This window comes from Marinobacterium profundum (assembly GCF_001528745.1).
In the GTDB taxonomy this organism is placed as follows: domain Bacteria; phylum Pseudomonadota; class Gammaproteobacteria; order Pseudomonadales; family Balneatricaceae; genus Marinobacterium_A; species Marinobacterium_A profundum.
The window spans coordinates 75943-100366 of the sequence record NZ_BCNS01000145.1 but is presented as its reverse complement, the minus strand read 5'-3'; the positions used below and the strand labels follow the sequence as shown (position 1 = coordinate 100366).

Below are 24424 nucleotides of genomic sequence, written 5' to 3'. Positions count from 1 at the left end.
ATCGGAAAAGGAGTGCGCCATGGGTGACGTTCAAAAATCCCTCAGCCAACGCTCTAGCCATCGGGAAATTGACCAGTTCCTGCATCAGCTGGCCAAAGCTTCCACCAGTGGCGGCGGTCGGCTGGTATTCGCGCTGGATGCCACAGCCAGCCGGGAACCCACCTGGGATCATGCCTGTCAGCTGCAGAGCGAAATGTTCGAGCAGACCCGCAACCTTGGCGGACTCTCGGTACAGCTGTGCTACTACCGCGGCTACCGCGAGTTCCACGCCACCGACTGGCTGTGCAATACCGATCGTCTGATGCAACAGATGAACGCCGTGCGCTGCCTCGGCGGCCACACCCAGATTGCCAGGCTGCTAACCCATATTCGCCAGGAAACCCGCCTTAAGAAGGTTCAGGCCGTCATCTTTATTGGTGACTGCGTCGAAGAACCCGTGGATGATCTCTGTGCACTGGCCGGTGAACTTGGCCTGCTGCAGGTCCCAGTGTTCATCTTCCACGAAGGCCATGAAAGTTCAGCTGCACGGGCCTTCAAGCAAATCAGCCAGCTGTCGGGCGGCGCCTGTTGCCAGTTCGATCAGCACAGTCCACAGTTAATGCGCGAACTGCTGGGCGCCGTCGCGGTCTATGCCTCCGGCGGCCACAAGGCACTGGAACACTTCAGCCAGGGCAAGAGTGCCGTACTTTTACGCCTCACCCAGCAGCTACGAAGCTGAAACCAAACCAGACATGGACGAGGTAAACGTTGAATCCTTTCGGCCTGATCATTCTAAGCGCGGTCGCACTGGCGGGTATAATGTGGATCCAGTCACGGCCACCGCAGTTGCGCGAGCGTGCCAAGTGGCAGCTCATCATCATTATGTGCGCCCTGTTCCTGCTTTACCTGAGCGTTACTGGGCGCCTGCACTGGCTCGGAGCTCTGGCGGCGGTTCTGCTGCCCTTCAGCCGCAGGCTGATTCCGCTGCTGCGCTACCTTCCCTTCCTGCATCAACTGTATAAACGCCGCCAACAGACACCCAGCAGCAATAATCGCTCGCGCGTGCAGAGTATTATTCTGGAGATGAGTCTGGATCACGATACCGGCGCCATGCATGGCACTATCCTGCAGGGGCCGCTAACCGGCCAAACGCTGGATGGCCTGAGTGAACAACAGTTTATTGAATTGTTGCAGTACTGCCGCGATCATGACCAGGAGTCGACCCAGTTGCTGGAAGCCTATCTCGACAAGCGTTTTGGGGATAGCTGGCGCGAAGATGATCCCGGCGCCGGCAAAGACAGCCACACGAATCAGGCGGGGCCACTGAGTGAAAATGAAGCCTACGATATTCTCGGCCTCGAACCCGGCGCCAGCGAAAGTGACATTATCAGCGCCCACCGCCGCCTGATTCAAAAGCTGCACCCTGACCGGGGCGGCAGCAATTATCTGGCCGCCCGTATCAACGAAGCCAAGGACCGCCTGCTTAACTGAGGCTCGCCTCAGGCAGCGGTCCCATAGCGCGGATTTTCTGCTATGATCGCCGACTCAATTTCTGCGCTTCGGGCAATGATTACCCGCTATGACAAGGCTTTCGTTTCTATTGCTCCAGGGACCGGCAACTCCCTTCTTTGCCCGCCTGGCCGATACCCTGCTAGAACAGGGTCATAAGGTATGCAAAGTCAATTTTTGCGCCGGTGACACCCTGTTTCGCACAAAAGCCACCTCAGTTGCGTTTAACCGCCCGCTTGATGAGTGGGACAGTTTTCTCGGTGAACTGCTGGAGTTGCATGACATAGACCGCGTTCTGCTGTTTGGCGACTGCCGGCCACTGCATATGCAGGCTATTGCTCAATTAAAACAGCGTTCAATACCGTTTTTCGTCTATGAAGAAGGCTATTTTCGGCCGAACTGGATTACCCTTGAAGCAGGTGGAACCAATGCGTTCTCCGATTTGCCTCGGGACCCCGCCTGGTATATTAAACAGGCAAAAGGAGTTCCCGTTTATGCCGATGGCAACACCGTAGGCGGATCTCTGAAAATACGAGCAGGACAGGATATGGCCTATCATCTGGCCAATATCACCAATGCTCTGCGATTCCCGCATTACCGGACCCACCGCCCCCATGGCAGTCACATCGAATACCTGGGCTGGGCCCGACGATTTCCGCTGCTGCCCTGGCATGAACGCCAGGCACAACACAACTTTGAACAGATACAGGCGCACCGCCGCTCATTTTACCTGTTTCCCCTGCAGCTGGACGCCGACTATCAGATCAAGGTGCACTCTCGCTTTGATGGAATAAGCCAAGCCATTACCGAGGTTATGCAATCCTTTGCCAGCCACGCGGCGCATAATTCTGTTCTGATAATAAAGAACCACCCTCTGGATACCGGTCTGATTAACTATCGGTCGCACATTCGTCAGCTCGCCACACAGCTTGGCCTGGGCATGCGAGTCGTCTTTATCGATGGGGGCCACCTGCCAACGCTGCTGCACCATTGCACCGGCGTGATTACCATCAATAGTACCGTCGGCCTTTCAGCGCTCTACCATGGCCGGCCGACTATTGCACTGGGGCGGTCAATCTATGACCTGCCGGGCCTCTGTTTCCAGGGACCACTGAATGACTTTTGGGAAAAAGGACAACCACCTGCAAAGAAATTGTTTCGGGCATTTCGTAATACGGTGATTCACCGCACTCAGCTCAACGGTGGTTATTACAATGCCCGCGGCATAGAGCTGGCAATAGCCGGTTCCGTGCAACGCCTGACCCAACAGGAACCGCTGACAGAAACCGGAGCAAGCTACACAGGAGTGCCTTCGTGGGAAGGCTAATCAATCCCCGACATGTTCTGATTACAGGTGCCAGTGGCGGCATCGGTGCGGCACTGGCCCAGGCATACGCCCGTGACGGCGTGCTTCTGAGCCTGTGTGCACGCAACCTTGTGAACCTGCAACAAGTTGCAAATGCCTGCGAGAGAAAAGGCGCCAGGGTTAATATCAACAGCATTGATGTAACCGATATTGATGCCTTGCAAAGCTGGGTACTGGACCGCGACGCCGCTGAGCCCATCGACCTGGTTATCGCCAATGCCGGCAAGACGCTGAATGTGGGCCCTAACGGCGAAGAAGAAAGCTGGGCCGATACCAAAGCCCTGCTGTCGATCAATGTCGACAGCGCCCTGGCCACAATCATCCCGCTGATCGCCCCGATGCGCCAACGGCGCCGGGGCCAGATTGCCCTGGTCAGTTCGCTGGCGGCCTACCGCGGCATGGCTATAACTCCGGCCTATTGCGCCAGCAAAGCGGCGGTCAAGGCCTATGGCGAAGCGCTACGCGGCCTGGTGGCGGCGGAAGGCGTCGCCGTTTCGGTCATCTGCCCAGGATTCGTCGACTCCGACATGAGCCGGGAATTTCCCGGTCGCAAGCCCTTTATGATCAACGCCGATCAGGCCGCCATGATCATTCTCAAGGGGCTGGCCCGAAACAGGCCCAGGATAGCCTTCCCGTTTCCGCTTAATCTGGGCACCTGGCTACTGGCCATGCTTCCGGCCTCTTTGGCGGACTTTATTCTGCAACATATCAGCTATGGCCGCAGCCGCTGATACGCCAAGAGCCCGCACTGATCATGACGTTTACCCAACTTGTTTTGCTGATGATAACGGCGCTTGGAACAGTCCAGCTTGAGCGACTGCGCAAACCTGCCAGCTCGGGCCTTGGCGCAATAGCACTGCACCTGCTGATCATGTTTACGTTATTTCTTACGGCCTACGGCCTGACACGACGTTTCTATTTCTCCCTGCTGTGCGCACTCTGTGTCCAGCTAATTTTCATCATCGTCAACAATGCCAAGTACCGATTTTTACGTGAAGCTCTGGTATTCGCAGATTTGGCGCTCTATTCCCAGGCCATTCGCTTTCCACGCCTTTATCTTCCGTTCATTGGCGCAGCTCCCGCCATTGGGGGCGCCGTAGCCATCATTGGCAGCATCACTATTGCGACCCTGTATGAGCCACCCAGCGCCCTGTTTGCCCAGTCAGCCTGGCTTGATGGCCTTGCCGCCTTACTGCTGGCTGCGCTGCTCATTCCATTGCTACTGAAGCTCGCAGCCCACCGACCTGTGACCCTGGACGCGAATCACGACACAGCCCGCTACGGCCTGCTGCCGACCCTTGCTATCTACGCCAGCCAGGCCAGCCAAATGCCAGAACTCGAGCCGCGTACCTTTGTAGCACCGTCTTCACGACCGAACCTGATCGCTATCCAGAGCGAATCCTTTTTCGATGCCAGACGCCTGGATAACAATATCCGCCCAAATGTATTGCAGCACTTTGATCGCCTGTGCGCCCAGTCACAGGCATTCGGCCGCCTGCAAGTACCGGCATGGGGCGCCTACACGATGCGCAGCGAGTTCGCCTTTCTCACGGGGCAGGCCAACTCTGCGCTCGGTTTCGGTCGATTTGACCCCTTGCGTTACTTTCAGGGCAAAGTGCAAATTTCCGGAGCGGGATCCCTGGCGGCAAACCTGAAACAGCAAGGATATCGCTGCATCTGCATCCATCCCTACCCGGCGGAGTTTTTCGCACGTCATCGTATTTACCCTGAGCTGGGGTTCGATGAGTTTATTGATATTCGCAGCTTTGCTAGCACCGATCGCACGGGCCCCTACACCTCAGATGCCGCTGTCTGCGAGCGTATTATCAGTGAGCTGTCGAGCTCGACTCAGCCCCTGTTTATATTTGCCATCACCATGGAGAACCATGGTCCGCTGCATCTGGAGAGCATCACAGCAGACGAGCGTAATGCCTTTTTCAGCCAGCCGACTACGGCAGCAGACGACAACTTGGCGGTCTACCTGCGTCATCTCAACAATGCTGATCAGATGCTGGATCAGCTCAGCCGCTACCTTACAGACGAAGATCCAGCCGCAGTACTCGCCTGGTACGGTGATCATGTGCCGGGCATGCCGGATATCTACCAGACACGCAACTATGAAGACCCCTCTACCGACTACCTGATCTGGTCGGCAAACAGTGCTACCGCCTCACCCACTACAGCGAAAGATATCTGTGTCGAAGTACTGCCGGACCACTTGCTCGGCACCACAGAGAGTCCGAAAACTTAGTGCCACTCAAATGCTGAACAGCCGCCAACCAGGTTAACCCGCTACATTTAGCCAGAATGGCAATGGGCAAAGCGAAACAGCCTGACGCTATCTTGACCGCCCTCGCACAAGTTTCAGATAGTCCCCCAGACCCAGCACGCCGGTGACCCTTGCCACATCCGCCGCCAGGGGCCAGCCGTCATAATTGCCCCCCTCCGGCTGCCGCTTGCCGCTCTGGTTATCATCCAGCGTCGCAAGAACCCTGATCGCCAGCGCCACACCGCAGGAAAACAAACTGACATAACCTGCCATCAGACTATCGTTTGGGTTTAGTACGACGCACTGCTGTGCCAATACGCGGCCGGTATCGAGCTGAGCATCCAGCCGATGCACCGTAACACCCATTGTCGCCTCAGCTCGCAGTCGGGCATGAAACAGAGGATCAACACCCCGGTTATGCGGCAAAATCGACGGATGGATATTGATGCACCCCAGCCGGGGCAAGTCCAACAGAGGCTCTGCCACAATCTGATTGAAATAGGCAGAAAGACAGACATCGGGATCAAGGCTACGAATAAAGCTCACCGCACCGGCAGCATTAATATCCCTTGTATCAAGCAGAGGTATGCCCAGGGCTTGGGCCCTGGCATGCAGGCGACGCCTGGGCGCCAGTAGTTCAAAGCCCGAGGTCGCCAGAAGCAGATGCAGTGCATAACGCAGACCCGAGCGCTGCAGCAGACGTTGGACATCAGTTAGCGCAGCGCCATTGCGGGACAGCATCCGGGTGGAATTGACGATACCCACCACCTCAAGTCCAGGTGCCTGCAGTAGCGCCTCCAGTACCAGACTGGAGTAAAGGCTCGAGTGGGTACACAGGATCAGCCGGTGTTTCATCCGCTCAGATCACCCAGCGCAAAGCCGCTGCGGGATTGCACCCGGCTGGAATTGACAGTACAGGTACCACCGGCACTTCCATACGCATCGCGTCAGCATCACAGCTGACTCAGGGCATCGCTGATGGCGGCAAGAGTAGTGTCGATCTGGGCTTCGGTGTGAGCGCAGCTGATGAAAAAGCGCAGCCGAGCGAGTTTTTCTTCAACCGCGGGATAAACAATGGGCTGCACATTTATGCCCCGATCCAGCAGCAGATTGGACAGGCGCACCGCCTTGATCGAGCTGCCGCAGAGCAGAGGCACCACCGAGTAGCCGCAGCTAAGGCCCGTATCCAGCCCCCGCTCCCGGGCGCGGGCCAGGAAATACCGACTGCGATCACGCAGCTGTCGCACACGTTGCGGTTCTTCCTCCATCACGCGGATGGCCTCAAGCGAGGCCGCCGCCATGGGAGCCGGCATACCGACACTATAGAGAAAACCTGGCGCGGAAAACTTGAGATGATCGACTAGCGCCTGCTCACCGGCAATGTAACCGCCACAGCCAGCCATGGACTTGCTCAGGGTTCCCATCCAGATATCAACGTCCGAACCGGCAACGTCATAGTGCTCGGCAATGCCCCGCCCCCGCTCACCCATAACGCCAATGGAATGTGCCTCATCCACCATCAAAAATGCCCGGTGACGCTTCTTCAATTCAATGAACCTGGGCAAGTCCGGATGATCGCCATCCATGCTATAGATGCCTTCCACCACGATCAGCACGCGCTCAAACTCATGGCGTCGCTGTTCCAGAATGCGCCCGAGCGCCTGCCAGTCGTTGTGCGGAAAAGACAACCGGAAAGCCCCGGACAGCTGGATACCCTGCAGTACGCTGTTGTGAATCAGCGCATCGTGCAGAACCAGATCCTTGGCACCAAACAAATAACCTATGCTGGTGACGTTGGTGGCGTGACCACTGACGAATACAACCGCGTCCTCGGTGCCGTGCAGGGTTGCCAGCGCACTTTCCAGTGCCTGCTGTACCGGCCGCTCACCGGACACCGGACGACTGGCTGAAACCGAGGTGCCGTACTGGTCTATAGCGTCCTTGGCTGCCTGCGACACGCGCGGATGACCACTGAGATCAAGGTAGTTGTAACTCGAAAAGTTGATGCACTGCTGACCGTCAATGACTGATGTTGCCGTCGCGGTACCTTCGTGCAGGCGAAAAAACGGATTACTGATATTGAGCTGTTCCGCCGCCAGTCGCTGTACCATCAGCTCTCTGTAGCCCGGCAGCTTGTCAAATCGGCACAGATCATCGGACACTGGCCGACGCGAACCGGGCGACGCCCGGTGCGACGCCCGGTGCGACGCTTGGGCTTCAGGCTCACGTGCGCTGCGCTTGTCGAGCGCTTTCTGGATCAGGCTTTCCTTGGCCTTGCCGGTAAGGCCGAAGAGACCCTTGTTGAGTTTGTTCATTCAACCAGCCTCAGGGTGCCAGGCGCACTTTCCAGTGCACTGGCGATGCGCTGCGTCTCTTCCGCCGAGAAAGACTCGGCGTGACGGGCCGCCACCTGTGCGACCTGCTGGGTCGCATTCTGGCCGGTATCGTCTTGCTCTCTGTCCTCATGACACAGCTGCGTGACGATACGTTCCGTCAGGCGCTGTACCGTTGGCCCCTGGGACAGAACCATCGCCGGCAGGCTCACACCAAAGCGGCCCTCGATGGCCAGCGCCAGCTCAACCCCCATCAGTGAATCCATACCCAGATCCAGCACCGATTGGGTAATATCGATTTTCTCCGCTGGCAGACGCAGGATCTGGGCGATCTCATCGCACAGCAAACCGCTGACCAGCGCTGCAACTTCCTCGGGTGCCATACCGATAATCAGGCTGCGGATATCATCGCTGTCTTCATCATCATCGCCGTGGCGGGCATCAAGCCGACGCAGTACATCAAATTTGGGGGACTGGGCCGACGGCATCAGCCGCTGCATGTCACGCCAGCTGAAGTCCATTACTGCGGCGCCAGCGCAACCGCGGGCCAGCAATAACTGCAACATCGCCAGCGCCTGAGTCGACGTTAGTGCCTCACTGCCCATGCGTGACTGCAGCGCCTGCTTGATGGCTTCGTTGCGCGCCAGGAAGCCAACATCGTCAATCGCCCCCCAGGCCACATAGAGACCGCTCAGACCCTCGGCACGGCGTTTGCGCACCAGCGCCTCAAGATAGGCATTGGCAGCCACGTAGTTGGCCTGCCCTGGATTGCCGAAGAAGGTTGTCACAGACGAGTAGAGCACGAAGAAATCCAGCTCCAGCGTCTTGGTCAGCTCATGCAGATTAAGCGCCCCCAGCAGCTTGGGAGCCAGCACTCGCTCCAGGCGCTGCTGATTGAGGTTGCGCAGCAGACCGTCGTCGAACACCACTGCCGCATGAATGACCCCTTTAAGCGCCGGCAGACGGGTGCCGAAATCGGCGAACAGGCCTTGCAGCGCCGCTCGATCGGTCACATCAACAGCCTCAACGGACACCCGCACACCCTGGGCTTCAAGTTTGGCAATCGCCGTAGCGGCCTCTTCGGTCTGAACACCGCTGCGACCCATCAGCACCAAATGACGGGCGCCCTGTTCCGCCAGCCAGCAGGCAGAGCGCAGACCAAAGCCGCTAAGGCCGCCGGTCACCAAGAAGCAGCCATCGGCGTCCAGTGTCAATGCGGGTATCACCCGCTCAGGCTGCTCCGCAACACGCGGTGGCTGCTCAAATCCAATAACAATCTTGCCAATCTGCTTGGACTGCTGCATGTAGCGAAAGGCATCACTGGCCCGCGCGGCCGGGAATACCCGGTGTGGCAGAGTGCGCAGCACGCCTTCGTCGAAGCGTTCCATCACCTCGCGGAACAGCCGAGCGCTCAGTTCTGGGCGCTCTACCATCAACTGATCGGCATCGATTCCGTAATAGGTAATGTTGTTACGGAAGGGCCTCAGCCCCATCTTGCTGTTCTCGTAAAAGTCGCGTTTGCCCAGCTCCATAAAGCGCCCAAACGGACGCAGAATGGCCAGGTTTTTAGTGATCGCCTCACCGGCCAGTGAGTTAAGCACCACATCGATGCCCTCACCGGCGGTCAGCTGCATGATCTGATCAGCGTAGGCCAGACTGCGTGAGTCCAGTATGTGATCCACGCCCATCAGGCGCAGGAAGTCGCGTTTCTCGTCGGAGCCCGCGGTAGCGAACACCTCGGCCCCCAGATAACGGGCCATCTGAATCGCGGCTATACCCACGCCACCCGCGGCACCATGAATAAGGATTCGCTCCCCTGGCTGTACCCGGGCCAGATAATCCAACGCATACCAGGCGGTAACAAAGACCGTAGGCACCGTGGCCGCCTCGGCACAGCTCCACCCCTGGGGCAGCGCTGCCAGGGCCGAGGCCTGGGTCAACACTCGGGAGGAAAAGCAGGATGGTGCGAACCCCATGACGCGATCACCGGCCTTGAACTCAGTAACGCCCGGTCCCACGTCAATCACTTCACCGGCAAACTCCATGCCCAGGGTCGGGCCGGAAAAACCATTCTCCACCGCCTCATCGGCCAACAAGCCCATGGCGTACATTACATCGCGGAAATTGAGACCGCTGGCAATGGGCCTTACCGCCACCTCGCCCGCACCCGGTGCCAGGCAGGCCATGGGCACCCATTTCAAGTTTTTCAGCGGGCCTGGCTCAACAAAATCCAGTTTCACTTCTGTCGTTTCTGTCGGCGGCACCGACATCAACGCCAGAGGTTCCAGGCGCAGGCCATAACAGGCCTGGGCACTTAGCAACAGCTCATCTTCCGGGCTGTCCGACAACAGGAGCCGTGCGAGCTCCGGCATCAGCGGCGCCAAGTCTGCGCCCGCCAGATCGACCAGGCGGGCATTGAGCTCTGGATGCTCATTCATCAGTACCCGTCCCAGCCCCCACAAAGGCGCCTGGGACGGCACCACGCTAAAGCGCTCTGAGCCCGGGGCCGCGCACAACGCCGCGCCCGTTGTTACCAGGGTCAGGTGCGGTGGCGCAGTCCAGGCTACCCGTTCAAGTGCCTGGACCAGGCTGAGCACCGGCACGCAGCGCAGGTCCTGCAGACTTAACAGCGAAGCTGGTATCGCATCGACCGACTCCAGCCCCATCAGCTGTACCACCTGATCACAGCCGCCTGTGGCGGCAACGGCATCGAGCAGCTGCTCCATGCTATCGACTGAGAACGGATCCACCTGGAAGTCGTCACCGTCAAAGTCATAGGCAGTGCCTTGGCGCGCCAGCATGACTCGCTGACCGGATGCAGTGAGAGCCTCGCCAAGCGCCTGTGCCATACCCTTGTCATCGGCCAGCAGCAGCCAGCGTTGCTGCTGTGGCAGAACCGGCTCCACCGGAACCTGGGGAGCCTTGGCCGCCAGCAAGACGTAACTACCTTCCGTGCGGCTCGCCGCAGGCTCACGCAATGTTTCGAACTGTTCGAAGCCACTTTCATGCAGCAGCTCGGCCCAGTGTTCAGCCGGCATCAGGCGCGACAACGGACGCTCTGCGTCTGTTGTGTCCCACCAGTTTGGCAGCAAGCCCTGGGTCAGGTCGCTGAAGCGGTCCTGATTGCGCTCCAGCAACAGCAGCTGACCATCGTCAGCCAGTAGCCGACCCAACTGCGACAGCACCGTCGGAATATCATCAACCCAGTGCAGCCCCTGTCCCGCCAATACCAGATCGAAGCGGCGAGAAGCCACGGCATCCAGTAAATCCTGCCCGGCATTCATATCAAAACAGGCAAAATCCACGCAGGAATAAGCCGCCAGTTCAACTTCGGCACTGGCCAGCAATGTCTCATCAGCATCCGCCAACAGGTAGTCAGTACGCTCCTGCGGCAATAGCGCCATCAACCTGCGTGCCAGAGCGCCGGCGCCACCACCGAGGTGCAGTATGCGCAGGCGTCGGTTCGCCGGCCAGGCTGCGACTAGCTGGGCCAACAGTTCACTCAAGGTCTGGTGAACACCGGCCACGGACTGCGCTGAATCCGCCAGATGTTCCTGCAGGCTGCTCTTGGCTGGGTGCAGTAATTCAGCAACCGCACGCTCCCCCTTGAGAACCTGCGTCAGATGCAAGCCACAACGACCGGCCAGTAACAACTCGGGAAGATAAGCGGGGTAATCTCCCTGCAGCGCCAGCCAAAGCTGCTGCGCCACGGGCCATTCGTCGCCAACCAGCAGCCGGTATTGATTATCTTCACGCTCGGCCAAACCGTCTTCGACCAGAATATGCAGGTAACGCACCAGCGCCGAGCGGTAGCTGGCGCTAAAGCCCGCCTGTTCGATCAGGCCATCAAGGCTGAACCATGCATTACAACCAGCCTGGTCACGCAGTGACTCGTAGGCAAAACCGCTAACCATCATGCCGATCAGCGGTTCAACTTCTTCGAAGTGACTGGCCCGTGCCGCCTGATGCGGTTCAAGTTGCAGTCGCGCCGCCGCAGCAACAACTTCCGGCAACGGCAGAGCCGCGGGGCCAACAGGATGCAGCAAGCGGGGGCGGTAATCATAGGTCGCCGGCAAGCCCTGGTCATGGGTAAAGTTCACGCCGCGAAAACGGCAGGCCTCAGCCTCGACCAGAACCCGGCCCGCATCATCGGTGAGACAAAAGCTGGCCAATACCGACCGCGGGCTCTGCTTGATAATTCGGGCGCTGAAATGACTGACCTGCTGACAGTTACCGTACACCCGCAAGCGGTCAATACGCACCGGTATCAGGGCCGCATGCTGGCTCTCGCCACTGTTGGCGGTAAAGATACCCACCAGTACCTGGAAGCAGGCGTCCAGCACCGCCGGATGCAGCACGTGCTCCGGCAAATGAGCCGCAACGGATTGCGGCAGCGTCAACCGGGCCAAGGCGGACAAATCCCGGGTCCAGACATCGGCGATGCCCTGGAACGCAGGACCATACTCAAGCCCGACAGCATCGGCCAGACGGTAATGCTGCTGGCCGCTAAGGCGGCCATCGGCCTGCTCCCTAAGCTGGGCCAGATTCAGCTGCTGTTTGGCATCAAAGGCCGGCGCGCCGCTCAGTCGCCCCACAGCATGCAGGGTCCAGGGGTCTTCACTCAGGCGCACCCGGCTTTCGATGGTAAAGCTGCCATCCTTGGGGTAGAGGGCAAAACGCAGCGTTTTGAGGTGATCTTGCTCGAACACCAGGGGCGCGCGGATTTCCAACCCCTGAATTTCGAACTTATCTGCAGGCTCCTCGACCGTACCAAACCAGGTGCGTCCCGCCGCCAGCGCCATTTCGACATAGCCTGCGGCGGGCATCACAGCGGCGGTCCCCACCACATGATCCGCCAAGTACGGCACTAGCTGGGTATCCAGTGCATTTTCCCACACAGGCTCACCCGGCTTGATACGATAACCCAGTAGCGGATGCTCCAGCGGGCGATTGACCAGGTTGTAACCCTCCGAGGTCGTCTCATACCAGTGACGCTCCCGCTGCCAGGGATAAGCAGGCGGACGCACCAGGGCACCATCCAGGGGGAAATGGCGCGACAAATCGACCCGAGCGCCTCCCAGCCAGGCCGAGAAAACAGCCGTCTGCAAACTACTAAGGTCGTCGGACTTGCGCTTCAGCGTCGGAATAACACCGCCACTGAGGTCATGTACTTTAAGGCAGTCCCCGATATAGCCACGCATGATCGGGTGCGGCCCCACGTCCAGAAACAGACGCACACCGCGCTGAATAAGCGTCTCTATCGCGGCACCAAACTGCACCGGCTTGCGAATATTATCCCACCAGTAGGCCGCACCCAGCCTGGTGCCATCCAGCTCGCCACCGCTCACCGTCGAAATGAAGGGAATAGTCGCCTGGCACGGCGCCAGATCCGCCAGCCGTTGCATGACCCGCTCGCGTACCGGGTTCATCAAGCTGCTGTGAAAGGCGTAGTCCAGATCCAGGATGCGGAAAAACAGGTTCTGCTGCTCCATCACAGCACCCAGTGTTTCAAGCGCCGCCAGCGAGCCGGCCAGGGTCACCGCAGCGGGGCTGTTGATACCGGCAATCTCAACCTGGTCGCTAAGCTGCAGCTCTGCAATCAAAGCGGCAATCGCATCGGCCGACATCGACGCCGCGGCCATGCGCCCCTGCCCACGGGTGGTGCCCTGTGCCGCGCTACGCTCAAAGATCACGCGCACCGCATCAGCCAGACTCAGCGCGCCGCTGGCCCAGGCGGCAGATATCTCGCCAACACTGTGACCAAGCACCGCGGCGGCGTTAATGCCCTGCGCCTGCAGACAGCGGGTCAAACCTACCTGGAGCGCGAAAAGCGCAGGCTGGGCGACCTCAGTACTCGCATAGTCAGCGTCCTCTTCCGACTGGAACAACTGTCGGATCGATAGGTCCGTATAGGACCTCAGCAGCGCATCGACTTCATCAATCGCCTCGCCAAACAGCGGCTCGGCCTGTATCAGCTGACGTCCCATGCCGACCCACTGCGAGCCGTTACCGGAAAACACCAGAGCCACTGGCAAGTCCTGCCCCAGATTCTCAGCCGTGAACAGTCCACTGTCGGTCTCCCCTGCAGCGTAACGTTCAAGCCCATGGCGGATCTGCTCCAGACTTTGCCCCTGTACCGCAAGACCCCTGGGCAATAACTGGCGACGGCTGGCCTGGGTCCAGGCCAGGTCGTAATAGGACTGGGCGGGATCGGCCAGCCATTGCGCCATTTGGCCGGCTTGAGCCATCAGTGCGGCATCATTGCGCGCACTTAGCAACAGCGGCGGCAGTGCTTCAGAATCCCTGTTTTTCGCACCTGGACTGCCGGCGCCTGCCTGGCCTCGGTATTCAGCCAGTACCGCATGGGCATTGGCGCCACCAAAGCCAAAGGAATTGAGACCCATGATCAGACGCTGATCACCTTCAATCGCTGTATATTCGGTAACTGGCGCCAGGTTCCAGTTGACAAAATCAATGTTCGGATTGGGAGTCTTTAGGTGAACGGTTGGCACAAGAGCTCGTTGCTGCAGGCAGTTGATCACTTTGATCATGCCCGCCATGCCGGAAGCCGTTTCCAGATGCCCGACATTGCTCTTTACCGAGCCAATCGGCAGAGGGTTGCCGTCGCCGCGAGCCATGGCCAGAGCTTGGGATAACGCCTTGGTTTCAAGCGGGTCACCCACCGATGTGCCTGTACCGTGGGCCTCAAGATAAGTGAGATCCAGCGGCGACAGATTAATTTCATCGTATACTTTGCGCAGCAAACGGGCCTGAGCATCAGCGTTGGGTACCGTAATGCCGTTGGTGCGACCGTCCGAATTCACACCGGTATTAAGAATCACCGCATGGATAGGGTCACCATCGCGCTCGGCAGCGCTAAGCGGCTTGAGATAAAACACCGCACAGCCTTCAGAACGTACATAGCCATTACCGCTGGCATCAAACGTCTTGCAGCGACCGTCCGGAGACAGCATTGAGGCTCTGGAAAAGCCAATAAACGGAAACGGATGCAGCAGCATATTAACGCCGCCCACCAGAGCGCTAGTCGCCTCGCCTTCCCACAACGATCGACAGGCCTGATCCAGTGCCACCAGCGATGACGAACAAGCCGTATCAACCGACATGCTCGGCCCATGCAGATCGAACACATAGGATATCCGGTTCGAGGCGATGCTCGCAGTACTGCCGGTCATGGTATAGGAGTCGGCTACCGAGGGATCGTCAATGCGCCGGTACGAGTAATCTGTTCCCGCTATACCAACATATACAGCACAGTCACTGCCGGCCAGTCGCCCAGGATTCTGGGCACCGTTTTCCAGCGCCTCCCATGAAAGCTCCAGCAACAGACGTTGCTGGGGATCCATCTGACAGGCCTCCCGTGGCGAAATGCCAAAGAAATCCGCGTCAAATTCCTCTATTCGCGACAGTACGCCTGCAGCCCATGTATAGCTTTTACCCGCCTCGGATTTTCGAGGATGGTGGTAAGCGTCTTTGCCCCAGCGGCTGTCATCAATCTCGCCGACCAGATCTTTGCCATCCTTCAGTGCCTGCCAAAATTCATCAGAATTGGACTGATCTCCGGGAAGCCGGAATGCCATGCCAACGATGGCAATATTTTCCTTAGTACGACGCAAAATTATTTTACCTAACTATACTGAGCCAACTCCTGCAGCGGCAGGCACTCTTGAAATCGCACCAAATCAGGGCGGACCAAAGCGGCTATGTTACCAATTTTACTGCCGCCAAGGAATGAGTTCCGGCACAAGCCGACCCATGGTTCTCAGCGCAGCAGCAGCTCAAGAATTTCTGCGGTTTTTTCCTGCATCAGCGCCTGATCAGCCCGGCTCTCAACATTCAGCCGCACCACCGGCTCCGTATTGGAGCTGCGCAAATTGAAGCGCCACTGTGCGAACTCGATGCTGATGCCATCGGTCTGATCCACTAACAGGGCTTCGGGCTCGTAGGCCGCCCGCACTCGAGCAATGGCCGCCACAGGATCGGCCAGCTTGCTGTTGATCTCGCCGGAGCTTGGGAATGCGGCGATACGCTCAGCCACCAGGGACGACAGTGATTGCCCCTTGTTGCTCAGCAACTCGGCCACCAGCAGCCAGGGAATCATGCCACTGTCGCAGTACGCAAAGTCACGAAAATAGTGATGGGCGCTCATTTCACCGCCGTATACCGCATCTTCCAGCCGCATGCGCTCCTTGATAAAGGCATGCCCCGTCTTGGACAGCACAGGCACACCACCGGCCGCTTCTACCATATCAATGGTATTCCAGGTCAGACGCGGATCATGAATGACACGGGCGCCGGACTGCTTGTGCAAAAAAGCTTCAGCCAGCAGGCCAACAATGTAATAGCCCTCGATAAACTCCCCGCTTTCATCGAACAGAAAGCAGCGATCAAAGTCTCCATCCCAGGCGATACCCATATCAGCACCCTCGGCAATCACAACATCAGCTGTCTGGGCGCGATTTTCCTGCAGCAGCGGGTTGGGAATGCCATTGGGGAAGCTTGCATCGGGCGCATGGTGCACCTTGATAAACTCAATCGGTGCACCCAGCGCCTGTAACTGACGCTCAATGGCATCCAGCGCAGGGCCCGCAGCGCCGTTACCTGCATTAACCACCAGCTTCAGCGGCTTCAGTGCCTTGACGTCTATATAGGACAGTATCTTGGCCGCGTAGGCATCCTTGAGATCCAGCTGACTATAGCTGCCGCGCTTCGCAGGCGTTGCTGGCCATTGCTGCTCTTGTGCAATCAGCTGCATCTCCTTGAGACCGGTATCACCGGAAATCGGCCGACTGCCTTCGCGCACCAGCTTGAGACCGTTGTAGTCGATCGGGTTGTGCGAGGCGGTGACTTCCACGCCGCCATCCAGCCCCAGATGGACGGTAGCAAAGTAGATTTCCTCGGTACCCACCATGCCGATATCGACTACATCGACACCCCCATCCTGCAATCCGCGCGACAGCGCCATTTTGAGCGCTTCCGAGGTTTCCCGGATATCGCCGCCCACCACCACCGAGCGTGGTGCAAACTGCTGCGCAAAGGCACGCCCGATGCGGTACACCACATCGTCGTTCAGTTCATCACCAAGGCGACCTCGAATATCATAGGCCTTGAAACAGGTCAGTTCTGTCACGTTTCGAATCCAATTCAGTTTTAAAGATTTTGTAGCGACTAAGGCACGATCATGGGAGCCCACGCTGTGGGCTCCCATGATTAGTCAGAGACGGCCGATGCCGTAGTAGTCGAATCCCTGGGCGCGCAGTAACGCCGGATCATAGATATTGCGCCCATCCACTATCACCCGAGTGCGCAAGGCCTGAGCCAGACGGACAAAGTCCGGCGACCAGTATTCAGGCCACTCGGTCAGCAACAGCAAGGCATCGGCGCCCTGGGCCGCATCATACTTGTCGGCACAATACTGCAGTCGTGCGTTATTACCGTAGCGTTCACGCACCTCAGGCAAGGCTTCTGGGTCATGCAAGCGCACCTGGGCGCCCTGGGCCAACAGCGCATCAATGGTGCGCAGCGCCGGTGCGTTGTCGATACTCGCCACTCCCGGTTTGAAGGCCAGCCCCCAGAGCGCCACTGTCTTGCCCTGCAGATCGCACTCAAAGTGCTGCCAGAGTTTTCGAAAGGGTAGTTCCATCTGACGCTGGTTTTCGGTCAAAACAGTATCCAGCAAGGTAGAGCGGCGTTTCTCGCTAAAGAGCCCGGCCAGTCCCTCAATATACTGAGTGAAATGCTGACCACCAAAGCCACAGCCAGGCGCCAGATAATGCCGCCCGATACGCTCATCCGAGCCCATACCCTCACGCACGACTTCGATATCGACACTCAACAGATCGGCGAGATTGGCTAACTCATTGATATAACCCAAACGCAGCGCGAGCATGCCTGTAATGGCGAACTTGGTAAATTCAGCCTCACGCCGGGTCATCATCTGCAGACTCTGCACACCGCCAACAAAAGGCCGCAGCAATGCTTTTAGCAGCGCTAATCCCGCCTCGTCCTCGCACCCCACCAGCAAGCTCTGCGGACGCCCAAACTGGCTCAGGGCACTGCCCTGCTGCAGGGTGTCGGGCAGACAGATCACGTTCTGGCCTGCCCTCTGATTCAGCAGCGCCTGCAGCTTGTCGCTCGCACCTATACCGAAATTGCTCTGATTGATCAGCAGCAGCGGCGCGTCTGTGCGTTGCGCCAGACGCCTTACCAGCGCTATGGCCTGCTCTTCCTCATCCGGCGCCATGGCCAACCAGTACACACTGGCATCCAGACTCTCGTGCGCCAGTGCTGTGCTCAAGTTCCCCTGAGCTATCGCAGTTTCCAGCAGCCCCATCAGGCCAGGTTCAGCCTGTACGCTGCTCTGGCCGGGCCTAATACTGGCAACGGCAGTATCGGCATGCGACAGCGATACGCAGACATCGTTACCAAAAGCGGCCAGCTGCGCCGCGGCAACCCAGGCGGCGAGCTCGTCTCCCCAGACTGCAATTTTCATTGATAGGTTTCCATTCGTTGTGCTGCTCCGCTCCATCGTGTTCGACGCTGCTGCATGACGAGAATCTGACTCATGATGATGCCCCCGTATCACTCCTGCGCGCACCTATGGCGGCGAGCAAACCATTAGTGGCCTGATCAAAGGAGGCCCGCGGATGATCGCCACTATCCAGCACCGCCAGCAACTGTGTCGCCATGGTCTTGCCCAGCTCCACGCCCCACTGGTCAAACGGATTAATCCCCCAGATAACGGACTGCACAAACACCTTGTGCTCGTACAGCGCAATCAGCGAGCCAAGCGCCCGCGGTGTCAGCTCGTCCAGCAGTATCACCGTACTCGGCTGATTGCCGCGATAGCGCTGCCAGGGCTGAGAATTATCCTGGTCAGCGCCCAGGGCCGCATCCCCCAGCGCCAGCACCCGCGCCTGAGCCAGGCAGTTCGCCAGCGACAGCTGATGCTGGCGCTGCAGGGTTTCGCGCTGGCCGGTATAACGCCGTGCTGATACCACAAAGTCACACATCACCGGTTCCGTGCCCTGGTGCAGCAGCTGATAAAACGCATGCTGCGCATTGGGTCCGACTTCACCCCAGAGCACCGGACAGGTCCGGTGCGTGCTAGCGGTGCCATCACGCCTTACGCTTTTGCCGTTACTCTCCATCTCCAGCTGTTCGAGATAGGCCGGCAGATGCGCCAGGCGACCGTCGTAGGGCAAAATTGCGTGCGCATGAATATCCAGAAAATTGATATTCCAGATTCCGACCATCGCCAGCAATACCGGCAGATTCTGCTGCAGCGGCGTATGCCGGAAGTGCTCATCCAGGGAGTGGGCGCCAGCCAGCAGCTCCTGAAAATTATCGATACCAATTTTTAGAGCAATTGGCAGGCCAATGGTTGACCACATGGAATAGCGCCCGCCGGTCCAGTCCCAGAAATGCAGCTGACTTGCCAGAGGAATACCCCACTGCCGAGCCTTCTCAGGCGATGCCGTGACGGCGATAAAGTGCCGGCTAACCAGCACCTCGTCACGCAGCTCGCTGGCATCCTGCAACCAGCGACGCGCCGTGGCCGCGTTAGCCAGTGTATCCATGGTCGTGAACGACTTGGACGAGACGATAAAGAGGGTCGTGGCCGGGTTCAATTGCTCAAGCAGTGCCGCCAGCTGGCTGCCATCCATGGAGGATACAAAGTGCACCTCGATGCTCTTGGCCTGCTCGGGCTCAAACTCATCCAGTGCCCGGCACGCCATCATGGGCCCCAGATCCGAGCCGCCGACACCGATATTCACCACCGTATCGATAGGCTCGCCGGTATAACCTCGCCACTGACCGCTGTGCAACATATCAACCATCTGCGCCATGCGCTCAAGATTGGCATGCACCTTGGGCACCACATCTTCACCGGCCACCTGCAAGGTTGCACTGGCCGGCAAGCGCAACGCCGTATGCAGCGCCGGGCGCTGCTCGGTATTGTTCACCGCCTCGCCCTGGAACAGCGCTTCAATCCAGCCCGGCAGGTCGCTGGCCTGGGCCAGCTCCATCAGCTTGTCCAGCGTCTGCGGCAGCAGACGCTGACGAGACAGATCCAGCAACAGGCCTTCGTGACCAAAACTCAAGGCGTCAAAGCGCCCGTCCTGTAACATCAGATCCTTCAGATGCTGCTGCTTCAATACATCAGCATGGGCGCCGAGACCCTGCCAACAGCTTTCGATAGTCAATTCCCTAGTCTCCCACAGGCCATATTCATGCGCGATATCAATAAAGCGCGTCAAAAACGCCCTTAGCGCTTCTGCACTTTCTGGATGTACTCAATTAATGGCTCGCGCCAGCCCTGCCCTCAACCTGAGACGATGCCGCTCCCGCTGTTGGACATGACCAATCAGGGCCTAAAGACCGCAGTTCCAGCTCAGAAAACTGTCGGCAAAAACAGACAAAAGACCCTCGGAGCTGAGACCGAGCACCCCGATCGCCATTCAGCAGGCATTTAACCATAGGCGCAGCCATATAGCCGCAAACCGATAACAAGCAGATGTTTGAGAGTAATTAATAGACCTTTTGAATCACTCGGTTATCGGCCTTGAAGTCATGCGTATTCCGTTGCAAACAGAGTGCCACAAAAGATTGCACCCCTATAACACCCAAATGCGCACTGCCCATAACCAACAGGTCACCATGATGGTGACCTGGGTCAACGGTTACAACAAATTGAAACTTACTGCGGCGCCAGCGCTGCCCAATCCTGCGCACTCTTTCCGTGCACAATAAAGAATGGGTTCAGAATGTGCGCAGTGTTGGCATAGCTCAGAGGGGTGCCATCAAGCTGAATCACGGCACCACCGGCCTGTTCAACCACGGCCTGGGCGGCAGCGGTATCCCACAATGACGTCGGGCCGAGACGCGGATAGACATCAGCCGCCCCTTCTGCCACCAGACAGAGCTTAAGCGAACTGCCCATGGCAACCATCTCGTGCTGCCCCAGCTTTTCCAGCCAGGCGGTCGTCTCAGCACCAGCATGGGACCGACTACCCACCACGCGCCAGCTATCACCCTCAGCGTGCTCAGCGACCCTAATCGACTGACGCCCATGGGCGTCAACCTTGAAGGCGCCCAACCCCTTGAGCCCGAGATAGGTCACATCAAGCACCGGGGCATACACCACGCCCAGCACCGCAACTCCGTTTTCAATCAGAGCGATATTAACGGTAAACTCGCCATTGCGCTTGATAAACTCCTTGGTGCCATCAAGCGGATCCACCAGCCAGTAACGACCGCTGGCATCAGCACCACCAAAAGCCGATGTATCCTCTTCCGACAAAATCGGCATCTCTGGCGTTAGCACTTTGAGGCGGGCCACGATCAACTCGTGCGCCGCAGCATCAGCTTCAGTCAGCGGCGACTTGTCGGCTTTTTCTTCAATACTGAAATCACGGCCATAGATAACCATGATGGCATCGCCCGCCTCGCGCGCGATCTGCTCCACACCATCGAGCAACACCTGATCAATTGCTGTCATTTTCCCTACCCTAAATTTTCAATTCTGCGGGAGCTTGACTGCCCTGCAGTAGCCGCCCCCGCCATTGCCTTACCCGACCGCCAGCATCCCGCGCTCTTCAAGCACCGCGACTATGGAATCCGCCGCCTGCTCTGGCGTCTGTTGCGTGGTATCAATATGTATCTGTGGATTTTCCGGCGCCTCGTAAACCGAATCGATACCGGTGAAGTTCTTCAACTCACCCCGGCGCGCCTTTTTGTAAAGTCCCTTAGGGTCACGATCCTCGGCCACGCTGAGCGGAGTATCGATAAAGACTTCGATAAACTCACCCTCGGCCACCAGATCCTTCGCCATCTCTCGTTCAGAACGGAACGGTGAGATAAAGGCCGTCAGCACGATCAGACCGGCATCTACCATCAGTTTGCCGACCTCTGCTACGCGCCTGATGTTTTCAACTCTATCGGCATCGGTAAAGCCCAGATCCCGATTCAGACCATGGCGCACGTTATCGCCATCCAGCAGGTAGGTATGGTGGCCGCGAGCATGGAGCCTGGTTTCCACCAGATTGGCGATGGTCGACTTGCCGGCACCAGAAAGACCGGTCAGCCACAGTAAACAGGGCTTCTGAGACTTGTTAGTGCCGCGGGCGTTTTTATCAACATCGACGTGCTGCATGTGAATATTCTGACTGCGGCGCAGCGCGAATTTCAGCATACCCGCACCCACGGTGCTGTTGGTCATGCGATCGATCAGAATCAGACCGCCGGTATCCTGATTGACTTCGTAGGGGTCAAAGGCAATGGCACGGTCGAGCGTCAGATTGCAGACACCGATGGCGTTCAGCTCCAGCTTCTTCGCCGCTGTATGTTCGAGGGTATTCACGTTGACCTGGTACTTGATCTCGCTAACCTGGGCAGTCACCGTGCGGGTACCTATTTTTAGCAAATAGGAACGCCCCGGCAGCAAAGGCTCTTCGTGCATCCACACCAGGGTCGCTTCAAACTGATCCGCCGTTTCCGCCGGCGCCGAAATACCGGAAATAACATCGCCACGGGAAATATCGATCTCATCCGCCAGGGTCAGCGTAATGGACTGACCAGCGACGGCCTGCTCCAAGTCGCCATCATAGGTGACGATGCGGGCAATGGTGCTCTCCTTGCCGGAGGGCTGCACGCGAATGCGGTCACCCGGGCGTACCACGCCGCTGGCGATGGAGCCGGCAAAACCGCGGAAATCCAGGTTCGGCCGATTGACCCACTGCACCGGCATGCGGAATGGGCCCTGCTGCAAGCGCTCTTCTTCCAGCTCGACGGTTTCCAGATACCCCATCAGAGTAGTGCCATGGAACCAGGGCATACGCTCGCTGTGACTGGTGATATTGTCGCCCTTGAAGGCTGACATCGGGATAAAGGTCACCTCGCCGAGACCCAGCTGACGGGCAAACTCGCGATACTCTTCAACAATACGGCTGTAGGTCTTTTCCGAGTAATCGACCAGATCCATCTTGTTAATCGCCACGACTATATGGCGAATACCAATCAGTGACATCAGGTAACTATGGCGGCGAGTCTGGGTCAGAATACCCTTGCGCGCATCCACCATCAGGATGGCCGCATCTGCGGTTGAGGCGCCGGTCACCATGTTGCGGGTGTATTGCTCATGCCCCGGAGTGTCGGCAACAATAAACTTGCGTCTATCCGTGGAGAAGAAACGATAGGCCACATCAATGGTGATGCCCTGCTCACGCTCAGCAGCCAGACCGTCTACCAGCAGCGCGAAATCGATCTCGTCGCCCTGGGTACCGAACTTCTTCGAGTCAGCTTCAATCGCCGCTAACTGATCTTCAAACAGCATCTTGGATTCAAACAGCAGACGACCAATCAGGGTACTTTTGCCATCATCAACGCTGCCGCAGGTAATAAAACGCAACAGCCCTTTGCGTTCGTGCGCCTTGAGGTACTGCTCAATATCCGTTGAAATCAGATCCGATATATGTGACATCAGAAATAGCCCTCCTGCTTCTTCTTCTCCATTGATGCCGCCGAATCGTGATCGATAACGCGCCCCTGGCGCTCGGAGGTCTTGGTCAACAGCATTTCCTGAATAATGGCCGGCAGCGTATCGGCCTCCGACTCAACAGCGCCGGTCAACGGATAGCAACCCAGGGTACGGAAGCGCACCTTGCGCATCATCGGTACTTCGCCAGGGTGCAACGGCATGCGCTCGTCATCCACCATGATAAGTGCGCCGTCGCGCTCGACAACCGGGCGCTCCGCAGCCAAGTACAGCGGGACAATCGGAATGTTCTCAAGGTAGATATACTGCCAGATATCCAGCTCGGTCCAGTTGGACAGCGGGAAGACTCGAATACTTTCACCCTTGTGCTTGCGCGAATTGTAGAGTTTCCACAGCTCCGGACGCTGCTCCTTGGGGTCCCAGCGATGCTGGGCGCTGCGAAAGGAAAAAATCCGCTCCTTGGCGCGGGATTTTTCCTCGTCACGACGCGCGCCGCCGAAGGCCGCATCAAAGCCATACTTGCCCAGCGCCTGCTTAAGGCCTTCGGTTTTCATGATGTCGGTATGAATCGCCGAACCATGGGTGAAGGGATTAACGTTTTTCTCGATTCCTTCAGGGTTGGTATGCACCAGCAGATCCATACCCAGATCCTTCACCATCTTGTCACGGAAGCTGTACATTTCACGGAACTTCCAGCGGGTATCCACATGCAGCAGCGGGAACGGCGGCACTGAGGGCGAGAACGCCTTCATCGCCAGATGCAGCATAACCGCGCTGTCCTTGCCGACCGAATAAAGCATGACCGGGTTTTCAGCCTCAGCCACCACCTCGCGCATGATATGGATACTTTCGGCTTCCAGCCGTTGCAAATGTGTCAGTGCCATCGTTTTCCTCGACGTTTCTGTGTTTCCGAGCGGACCCGGGGCTGCCCGGGATGCAAGTATCGTGTGCGTTACGTTCTTTCGGCTCACCGGCGGTGCTTGCGCCGGCATAGCCAGAAGCTTGAATGATGCCTCATGACGACTTAGCCAGGCATTCAGCTCTGGCTCACGGCTGAGCTGTGCGCCATGAAAAACCAGCCCAACGGGGCCTTTGAAAGTCTCCAACAGGCGCTGAAAAAATGCCTGATAGAGGCTGGCGAGCGGCGGCTCGTCACTCAGCAACCAAAACTGCCGCCCACGCCCTGCGTGTACGTACAGCTGATAGCAGTACTTTCCATCGAGTGGATTGGCGATACGGCGCAAGCCACCCCACAGCAGGGAACCACCCTGCTTGCGGATACTGGTATCAAGCGGTTTAAGCTGATTCTTGCTCCAGCGCTGCAAGGCCACACTCTGTGGTATTGCAGTCAGCGTTGCCTTGAGCTCAGGTGCGCTCAACTGCCACTGCTGCAGCAGACGCGTAAGACTGCGGCCTGTTAGCGCGACGCCGAGCTGCTGCTGCACCCACTCGAG

14 protein-coding genes are annotated in these 24424 nt (G+C 58.1%); 5 read left to right on the top strand and 9 right to left on the bottom strand.

Annotated elements, in window-relative coordinates; all coding sequences use genetic code 11:
- The first annotated feature begins 19 nt into the window (after positions 1-19).
- From MPRO_RS17560 to MPRO_RS17540, 5 genes are all read left to right on the top strand, one after another.
- Positions 20-718 (top strand): hypothetical protein, encoded by a 699-nt coding sequence (locus MPRO_RS17560; RefSeq protein WP_067295878.1) that lies wholly within the window; start codon positions 20-22, stop codon positions 716-718.
- Between the two features lie 29 nt (positions 719-747).
- Positions 748-1470 (top strand): DnaJ domain-containing protein, encoded by a 723-nt coding sequence (locus tag MPRO_RS17555; protein ID WP_082708946.1) that lies wholly within the window; start codon positions 748-750, stop codon positions 1468-1470.
- An 88-nt stretch (positions 1471-1558) separates the two neighbouring features.
- Positions 1559-2815 carry a capsule polysaccharide biogenesis protein gene (locus MPRO_RS17550; protein WP_082708945.1) on the top strand — a complete coding sequence of 419 codons (1257 nt, stop codon included), beginning with the start codon at positions 1559-1561 and terminating at the stop codon, positions 2813-2815.
- Complete coding sequence (locus tag MPRO_RS17545) at positions 2803-3585, top strand: SDR family NAD(P)-dependent oxidoreductase (protein ID WP_067295869.1); 783 nt, start codon at positions 2803-2805, stop codon at positions 3583-3585. The genes MPRO_RS17550 and MPRO_RS17545 overlap by 13 nt, the downstream gene beginning before the upstream one ends.
- A 23-nt stretch (positions 3586-3608) precedes the next feature.
- Positions 3609-5105, top strand: a complete 1497-nt coding sequence (locus tag MPRO_RS17540) for an LTA synthase family protein (RefSeq protein WP_067295866.1) — start codon at positions 3609-3611, stop codon at positions 5103-5105.
- A gap of 87 nt (positions 5106-5192) precedes the next feature.
- Here MPRO_RS17540 and MPRO_RS17535 read toward each other — a convergent pair whose 3' ends face one another.
- From MPRO_RS17535 to cysD, 9 genes are all read right to left on the bottom strand, one after another.
- Complete coding sequence (locus MPRO_RS17535) at positions 5193-5978, bottom strand: methionyl-tRNA formyltransferase (RefSeq protein WP_067295864.1); 786 nt, start codon at positions 5976-5978, stop codon at positions 5193-5195.
- A 98-nt stretch (positions 5979-6076) separates the two neighbouring features.
- Entirely contained in the window at positions 6077-7438 is a 1362-nt protein-coding gene (locus MPRO_RS17530; RefSeq protein WP_067295860.1) for an aminotransferase class I/II-fold pyridoxal phosphate-dependent enzyme, read from the bottom strand.
- Positions 7435-15090: a type I polyketide synthase gene (locus MPRO_RS17525; protein ID WP_067295857.1), complete on the bottom strand. Its 7656-nt coding sequence runs from the start codon at positions 15088-15090 to the stop codon at positions 7435-7437. The genes MPRO_RS17530 and MPRO_RS17525 overlap by 4 nt, the downstream gene beginning before the upstream one ends.
- Positions 15091-15236: 146 nt before the next feature.
- Positions 15237-16604 carry a phosphohexomutase domain-containing protein gene (locus tag MPRO_RS17520; protein ID WP_067295852.1) on the bottom strand — a complete coding sequence of 456 codons (1368 nt, stop codon included), beginning with the start codon at positions 16602-16604 and terminating at the stop codon, positions 15237-15239.
- A gap of 84 nt (positions 16605-16688) precedes the next feature.
- Positions 16689-17966: a UDP binding domain-containing protein gene (locus MPRO_RS17515; protein ID WP_067295849.1), complete on the bottom strand. Its 1278-nt coding sequence runs from the start codon at positions 17964-17966 to the stop codon at positions 16689-16691.
- A gap of 70 nt (positions 17967-18036) precedes the next feature.
- Entirely contained in the window at positions 18037-19680 is a 1644-nt protein-coding gene (pgi, locus tag MPRO_RS17510) for a glucose-6-phosphate isomerase (RefSeq protein ID WP_067295921.1), read from the bottom strand.
- Positions 19681-20174: 494 nt separating this feature from the next.
- A complete protein-coding gene (gene cysQ, locus MPRO_RS17505; RefSeq protein ID WP_067295845.1) occupies positions 20175-20975 on the bottom strand; it encodes a 3'(2'),5'-bisphosphate nucleotidase CysQ in 801 nt (266 codons plus the stop codon).
- 69 nt (positions 20976-21044) lie between these two features.
- Entirely contained in the window at positions 21045-22955 is a 1911-nt protein-coding gene (gene cysN, locus MPRO_RS17500) for a sulfate adenylyltransferase subunit CysN (RefSeq protein ID WP_067295841.1), read from the bottom strand.
- Positions 22955-23962 carry a sulfate adenylyltransferase subunit CysD gene (cysD, locus tag MPRO_RS26390; RefSeq protein WP_439646788.1) on the bottom strand — a complete coding sequence of 336 codons (1008 nt, stop codon included), beginning with the start codon at positions 23960-23962 and terminating at the stop codon, positions 22955-22957. The genes cysN and cysD overlap by 1 nt, the downstream gene beginning before the upstream one ends.
- Positions 23963-24424 lie beyond the last annotated feature (462 nt).